This is a genomic window from Brevundimonas sp. (assembly GCF_032107865.1).
In the GTDB taxonomy this organism is placed as follows: Bacteria; Pseudomonadota; Alphaproteobacteria; order Caulobacterales; family Caulobacteraceae; genus Brevundimonas.
On sequence record NZ_DAMCNG010000154.1, the window covers coordinates 1 to 6,826 of the forward strand.

Genomic DNA, 6,826 nt, shown 5'->3' on the forward strand with positions numbered 1-6,826 from the left:
CCGCCGACAACGGATCAGACGCCATCGTCTATCTGATCAGCTTCCTGGCGGTCGGACGGGCGATGGCGTGGAAGCGCGGGGCCGCCCGGCTGTCGGGGATCATGCTGCTGATCTTCGCCGCCGGGGTGCTGATCGACGTAGGGCGGCGCTGGATCGTCGGGACGGAGCCGGTCGGCTGGACCATGATGGGCCTGGCTGTCATCGCAGCGGTGGTGAACCTAATCTGCCTGATGCTGATCCGGCGTCAAGGCAGCGACGACGTCAACATGCGCGCGGCCGAGACCTTCAGCTTCAATGACTTCGCATCCAACGGCGGCATCCTGATCGCCGGAGGTCTGGTCATGGCGCTGAACCAGGCGTGGCCGGACCTGGTGGTGGGGCTGATCGTGGCGGCCATCGCGGTGAAGGGCGGCGTCGACATCCTCAAGGACGCCCGGGGCGTCGCCAATAAGGGACAAGCCCAATGAACGCCCCGGGCCGCCGCTCGGCCGCTCCGATCGATCTCCGCTCGGTTCAGCGGTGGCGCAAACTCTTCATTCTCGTGGGCCTCTTCGCCCTTCTGGCCTGGACGCTGATGGTGAAGGCCGAGCCACGGCTCGAACACGCGGTCGAGCATCTCGGTCTGATCGCCATCATGCTCTGCATCATCGGCCGCGCCTGGTGCTCCCTCTATATCGGTGGCCGCAAGAAACAGGAGATCGTGACGAGCGGCCCCTACTCCCTGTGCCGCAACCCCCTCTACGTTTTCAGCTTCATCGGCGCCTTCGGAGCCGGGGCGATGTCCGGCAGCCTGTCGGTCGGGCTGGTGTTCGTCCTTGCCTGCTGGATTGTGTTCCGCACCGTCGTCGGCCGGGAGGAGCGCTACCTGAGCGAGACGTTCGGGGAGACCTACGACGCCTATCGGCGGCGCACCCCGCGCTTCATGCCGAACCCGAGGCTCTGGCGTGATGAGGCCGAGCTTTGCATTCGTCCGACCTTCTTCGTGCGCACGATCCAGGACGGACTGTTCTTCCTTCTCGCCGTTCCGCTGTTCGAATTGCTCGAAGCGGCGCAGCAGTTCGGCTGGTTCGGCGCCGTCCTGCAATTGCCTTGAGCAAAACCTCATGGAACGCGCGCGCCTGGTGACATCCTTGACGGCTATACTAGCCGCAATCGCCTTTCTCGCCGGCGGCGCCGTGCAGGCCGCTTCCCTTGAAGCCGAGGCGAAGCGCGCCGCGCCGCAGATCGGCCCTCCACCCGCCCCCGTCTCACCTCCGGAGTTCAGACATGCCTAACACGGTCAGAATGGACATCCCCGTCCTGCTGCCGGAAGCCCCCGACGCGTCCGACGCCTGCGTCGAACGCCTCGTCAAGCGGCTCAGCAGCGCACCCGGCCTGTTCCAAGTCCATGTCGCCGAAACGAACGGCGCATCTCAACTCTGCCTCCACTACGACCCCGCTGCGCTTTCTCCAGCGGACGTCAGGCGCAAGGCGTTGCAGGCGGGCGCCGAGATCAGCCAGCGATTCGGCCATCTCATCGGTTGGGTGGAGGGCGTACGCCACGCCCGCCATGCCCGCAGGCTCGAAGCCGCCCTGGCCGAAGAACCCGGTGTTCTCGAAGCGGCTCTGGACGTGGCGGGCGCCTTGCGCCTGGAGTTCGATCACACTCGGACTAGCCGGGACGCCCTTCAGCAACGCCTCGCGGACCACAGGCTGAGATTTTCCCATTCTCCCTTCCCGCCCCCGCCCGAACGATTTGAACCCGAGAAAGGCGATCACGACCACGAAGGAACAGGCGAACATGCCGATCACGATCATGCCCATGGCGGGGTTTTCGGCGCCAACACCGAGCTCGTCTTCGCCCTGGGATCCGGCAGCGCGCTCGGCATCGGTTTCGCCCTGGAGAAACTGGTTCCGGGACTTTCCGGATGGGCGCCGCTGACGCTCTTCCTCGTCGCCTATGGGCTCGGAGGCTTCTTCACGGTCCGCGAAGCCATCGAGAACCTGAAACGCGGGCGTTTCGAGATCGACACCCTGATGTTGGTGGCGGCGGCGGGCGCGGCGGCGCTAGGCGCATGGGCGGAAGGAGCTCTACTCCTCTTTCTGTTCAGCCTGGGCCACGCGCTCGAACACTACGCTATGGGCCGCGCCAAACGGGCCATTGAGGCTCTGGCCGAACTGGCCCCGCGCACGGCGAGAGTGCGGCGGGGAGACGACCTCATAGAGACGCCGGTGGAACAGCTCGAGATCGGTGACGTGATCGTGGTGCGACCCAATGAACGCCTGCCCGCTGACGGCTTCGTCCTCTTGGGCACGACCAGCATCAACCAGGCTCCGGTCACAGGCGAAAGCATGCCGGTGGACAAGCAGCCGGTCGCCGATCCCGCAGAGGCGCGATCGGGGCGGTCCTCGATCGCCAATACCTCGGCCGTGTTCGCCGGCACCATCAACGGCGCCGGCGCCATCGAGATCGAGACCACACGCAAATCCAGCGACACCACCCTTGCCAAGGTGGTGCGGATGGTGAGCGAAGCCGAAACTCAGAAGTCGCCCACTCAAAGGTTTACCGACAAATTCGAACGCATCTTCGTGCCCGTGGTGCTCGGGCTCGCCTTCGTCCTGCTGTTCGCCTGGGTCGTGATCGACGAGCCCTTCCGCGACAGCTTCTACCGCGCCATGGCGGTGCTGGTCGCCGCCAGCCCCTGCGCCCTGGCCATCGCCACGCCTAGCGCCGTTCTGTCCGGGGTGGCGCGCGCAGCTCGGGCGGGCGTTCTGATCAAGGGCGGCGCCCCCTTGGAAAACCTCGGTTCACTCAACGCCATCGCCTTTGACAAGACCGGCACCCTGACGGAAGGCCGTCCGCGCATCACCGACATCATTCCCGTCCAAGGAACCCGCGAAGCCGATCTTCTGTCGGCGGCCGTCGCCGTCGAGCGCCTCAGCGACCATCCCCTGGCCGCCGCCATCGCGCGCGATGGCGCAGAACGTCTCGGCCAGTTCACCCCGTCTCCCGCCTCAGACCTCAGAAGCCTGACGGGGAAAGGCGTCACCGCCCGATGGGCGGGCGAGACGATCTGGATCGGCAAGCCCGAAATGTTCGGGGCGGACGGCGTCGCGCCGCTCAGCGACGAGACGACGCTCGCGGTCACCCGGCTGCGGCTCGAAGGGCGCACCCTGATGGTCGTCCGCGCCGGCGCGCGCGATCTCGGCGTGATCGGTCTTCTGGACACGCCCCGGCCGGCGGCCAGAGCGGCCTTGGCCGCGCTGCGCGATCTGGGCGTGCAACGCATGATCATGATCTCCGGCGATCATCAGAAGGCCGCCCAGGCCATCGCGGGACAGGTCGGGCTTACTGAGGCTTGGGGCGATCTCATGCCCGAAGATAAGGTGGACGCCATCAAGCGGCTTCGAGAGGAGACGAAGGTCGCTATGGTCGGCGACGGGGTCAACGACGCTCCCGCCATGGCGACCGCCACCGTCGGGATCGCCATGGGCGCCGCCGGCTCGGATGTCGCGCTGGAGACCGCGGACGTCGCTCTGATGTCCGACGACCTCGCCCAACTGCCCTTCACGGTCGGCCTAAGCCGGCGAACGCGGAGCGTCATCCGGCAAAACCTGGTCGTCAGCCTCGGCGTCGTGGCCTTTCTCGTTCCGGCCACCATCCTCGGGCTGGGCATCGGGCCCGCTGTGGCGGTCCACGAAGGCTCCACGCTGCTGGTCGTGTTTAACGCCCTGCGCCTGCTCGCCTATCAGGATCGACGCGGCACACGGCGCGCGTCGACGGAGACCCGCTCATGAAACGTATCAGCGGCCTCGCCATCATCGTCGTCTTCCTCGCTTTCTCAGCCTTCCTCTTGGGCGTGGTGACAAAGCGGGGGTCAACCGCCATCGATACAGCCGGCTCCGTCGACGCGCGCCCCATCGACGAACATGCCGGCCATGGCGACAGGCCCCAAGACAGCGCGGCGACCCGTTCCTTCAAGGAAGCGAACGAGCGGCTGCATCAGGCCATGAACATCAACTGGAGCGACAAGGCCGATGCGGACTTCATACGCCTCATGATCGCCCACAGCGAAGGCGCCGTCGCCATGGCCCGCATCGAGCTCGAACAGGGATCCGACCCTGAAGCCAAGGCGCTCGCCGAAGATGTGATCCGCAGCCGGGACGCTGAAATCCTCCGCATGCGCATCTGGCTGGCACAGCGCCAAAGGGCGGAAACGCTCGAGGGCGCCAGGCCCGGGAACTGAGGGATGAGGCGCAGGAAGTCTCCCATCCGAGGTCAGACTATCGCCTGGCGGCCTGGACGCTACGGCAAGCGGCTGCGGTCATATCGTATCCGCAGGAACACCAAACCCCGGCCGGTTATGGACAGCGTATACGCGAGCTTCAACGGCCTCGTGGGAGCAGGGGTGGTGCTCTATCTCGGCATCGTCCTGTTCAACGCGACCGGCTTGCCGCTCTACATCACTTACGGCGCAGCTCTCCCCCTGGTCGCGCTCGCCTGCGTGCTGCTGGCGCCCCGCGGCCGGACGATGCTGATCCTGAGCTTGCCATTCGCGGTGCTCTGGATCGCGGGAACCCTGTTTCTCTACGTGACGCGTCACGACATGAACCGGTCGCCTCACAATCACCCTTCCTCCGCTGCATCCGCGCAGCAGGCCGCCGAGCCCGTCGAGCGACGCGTCGCACCTCCCGGACGTTCCGGGCCGGTGTCCGTCAATTAGCGGTCACCGTCAGAGAAGCCCCTAGCGAGATCCAGCGTATCGACGTTCAAGATCAGGAGGACCGACGTGACCGAGCTGCAGGCGAAGCTGGATTACAATCGAGCCATCGGCCGACGCATCCGTGACCGACGAAAGGCGCTGGGCTTCAGCCAGGCCGCGCTCGGCAGCAAGGTCGGCTTGTCATTCCAACAGATCCAGAAGTATGAGAAGGGCCTGAACGGCCTTGCAGCCGTGCGCCTGGGCCAGCTGGCGCTGGCGCTGGCCACAACGGTTCCGCGACTCCTGGGGCTGGGGGAAGAGGACCACCCGGCGTCAGACGAACAGCGTCATCGTCTGCTTCAGGCCTGGGAGAGATTGACGCAAGCGCAGCGCGAGCCCCTGCTGCGGTATGTCGAAGCGCTCGCGCTGTCGCCATCCTCTGCGACGACAGCGGTCGAGACGACGCACATTGGCGCGGAGGCCGACGTCGATCCGACGGCGACGAGCGATAAGAAATAAGGCTTGTTCGGATGACCGGCTTGGAGGTTCCCCCTTGGAGCACCAACCGCTGAAGTTCTCAGCCCGCGTCCCCAGCACCGTCAGCTTGACTCAAATGCGCTTTGCATCTCCCCAAAACCGCATCGGAATGCCTGATGACGGTAGATATGAACGACGCGAGCGTGGGACTGACTGCCTGGTTACGACGCGTAATGATCCCCACCGACCGTTTCAGCGAAGGTTGCGACAACGATCTCCAAACCAGGCCGGACGCGGCGGTCAGTGGCATGGCCAGGCGCGGCAGGGCCGAAACGCCCAAGCCGTTCAGCACCAGGGCCCCGACTGTAGCCATCTGTGAACACTCATAGAGCGGCTTGACCGGTGATCGCACCTGGACGAAAGCGGCGTCCGTCATCAAGCGCACGCTGCTGTTGGACGCCATTGCAATGAAGGGGCGCATCTCGAAATCGCGCCAGGAAACGCGCGGGCCCACGGCCATGGGATCGTCCTCACGACAGACCAGGCCAAAACGGTCCAAGCCAATCTCCTCATAGTTGAAGAGATCATCCTTGATCGGCCGCAATGCCAAACCCAGATCCGCTCTCCCCTGAATGACTGCCTCAGCGATGTCACCCGACAGCGCGTCGATCAGTTCAAACTCGACATCCGGCGCAGTCTCGCGAAAGGCCGAGATGGCGCGAGGCAGCACAGTCGCCGAAAGGGACGGCAAACTGGCCACAACGATACGGCCACGCGCGCCCGAAGCCAACTGATCAAGAGAGTCCAGCCCCGCCTCGACCTCTCGCAGCACCCGCTCGGCGATCGGCAGCAGGTGACGACCATAGCTGCTCAACGCAACAGTTCTCGTGTCCCGATCGAACAATCGAACTCCCAACCGGTCCTCCATCAGCTTGATCGTGCGGCTAAGCGCCGGCTGGGAAATACCACAATGTTCAGCGCAAAGGCTGAAACTGCCGTGTTCTGCGACGCCCCGGAACAGCCGCAACTCCCGCAGTTCGATCTGATGCGACATAGTCCGCGCTCCCTTCGATCTATGCTAACGATGAATAAGTTGATCAGGCAATAGTCATTGTAATTCTATAAGCGACGCGAAACATAGCGTCATGTCCGATGCATACATCCGCGAAAAATCAGCTGTAAGAATCGGATCCGGAGCCGGCTTCTCCGGCGATCGGATCGAGCCGGCGGTCGTTCTGGCCGAATATGGCCGGCTGGACTATCTGGTCTTCGAATGCCTGGCCGAGCGCACGATCGCACGAGCCGTCCGATCACGCATGGCCGATCCCGATGGCGGGTACGACCCTCTGCTGATTGAGCGCATGACGGCTGTCCTGCCCACCTGCGCACGCCAGAATACGCGCATCATCAGCAATATGGGGGCGGCCAATCCCGTGGGCGCGGCCCGCGCGACGGCTGCAACAGCGCGAGGTCTAGGCTTGAGCGGCCTGAAGATCGCAGCCGTGATCGGCGACGACGTTCTGCAGATCGCCACGACACATGGCGCTCTCGACGGGTTGGCGGAGCGGGCGATCTCCGCCAACGCCTACATGGGCGCTGAGCCTGTAGTGGAGTGTCAATCGGCGTCTAAAAGGGACCCCCTATCGGCGTGCAATAGGGACCCCCTT

8 protein-coding genes are annotated in these 6,826 nt (G+C 64.8%); 7 read left to right on the forward strand and 1 reads right to left on the reverse strand.

Translation table 11 applies throughout. From position 1 onward, the window contains the following. From RT567_RS12090 to RT567_RS12115, 6 genes are all read left to right on the forward strand, one after another. On the forward strand, positions 1–467 hold a 467-nt coding region (locus RT567_RS12090; RefSeq protein WP_313576583.1), incomplete at its 5' end, for a cation transporter. Next, complete coding sequence (locus tag RT567_RS12095; protein WP_003165205.1) at positions 464–1,093, forward strand: methyltransferase family protein; 630 nt, start codon at positions 464–466, stop codon at positions 1,091–1,093. The genes RT567_RS12090 and RT567_RS12095, both read left to right, overlap by 4 nt. A gap of 173 nt (positions 1,094–1,266) precedes the next feature. Further along, positions 1,267–3,777: a heavy metal translocating P-type ATPase gene (locus RT567_RS12100; protein WP_035285029.1), complete on the forward strand. Its 2,511-nt coding sequence runs from the start codon at positions 1,267–1,269 to the stop codon at positions 3,775–3,777. Further along, positions 3,774–4,226: a DUF305 domain-containing protein gene (locus tag RT567_RS12105; RefSeq protein WP_003169256.1), complete on the forward strand. Its 453-nt coding sequence runs from the start codon at positions 3,774–3,776 to the stop codon at positions 4,224–4,226. The genes RT567_RS12100 and RT567_RS12105 overlap by 4 nt, the downstream gene beginning before the upstream one ends. Positions 4,227–4,388: 162 nt before the next feature. After that, positions 4,389–4,703, forward strand: coding sequence for a hypothetical protein (locus tag RT567_RS12110; protein ID WP_003165207.1), 315 nt, complete (start codon positions 4,389–4,391; stop codon positions 4,701–4,703). Positions 4,704–4,769: 66 nt separating this feature from the next. Then, a complete protein-coding gene (locus tag RT567_RS12115) occupies positions 4,770–5,201 on the forward strand; it encodes a helix-turn-helix domain-containing protein (protein WP_003165208.1) in 432 nt (143 codons plus the stop codon). A 58-nt stretch (positions 5,202–5,259) separates the two neighbouring features. On the opposite strand, the gene RT567_RS12120 is transcribed toward RT567_RS12115, so the two are convergent. Further along, positions 5,260–6,213, reverse strand: coding sequence for a LysR family transcriptional regulator (locus RT567_RS12120; RefSeq protein WP_003165209.1), 954 nt, complete (start codon positions 6,211–6,213; stop codon positions 5,260–5,262). Between the two features lie 91 nt (positions 6,214–6,304). Here RT567_RS12120 and RT567_RS12125 point away from each other — a divergent pair. Beyond that, positions 6,305–6,826 (forward strand): acyclic terpene utilization AtuA family protein (locus RT567_RS12125; RefSeq protein ID WP_313576584.1); only part of this gene is annotated, 522 nt, incomplete at its 3' end.

Excerpts from the sequence above, each read along its gene's own strand:
- RT567_RS12100 (WP_035285029.1), top strand. The coding sequence starts at position 1,267 with ATGCCTAACACGGTCAGAATGGACATCCCCGTCCTGCTGCCGGAAGCC.
- RT567_RS12095 (WP_003165205.1), top strand. The coding sequence starts at position 464 with ATGAACGCCCCGGGCCGCCGCTCGGCCGCTCCGATCGATCTCCGCTCG.
- RT567_RS12105 (WP_003169256.1), top strand. The coding sequence starts at position 3,774 with ATGAAACGTATCAGCGGCCTCGCCATCATCGTCGTCTTCCTCGCTTTC.
- RT567_RS12120 (WP_003165209.1), bottom strand. The coding sequence starts at position 6,213 with ATGTCGCATCAGATCGAACTGCGGGAGTTGCGGCTGTTCCGGGGCGTC.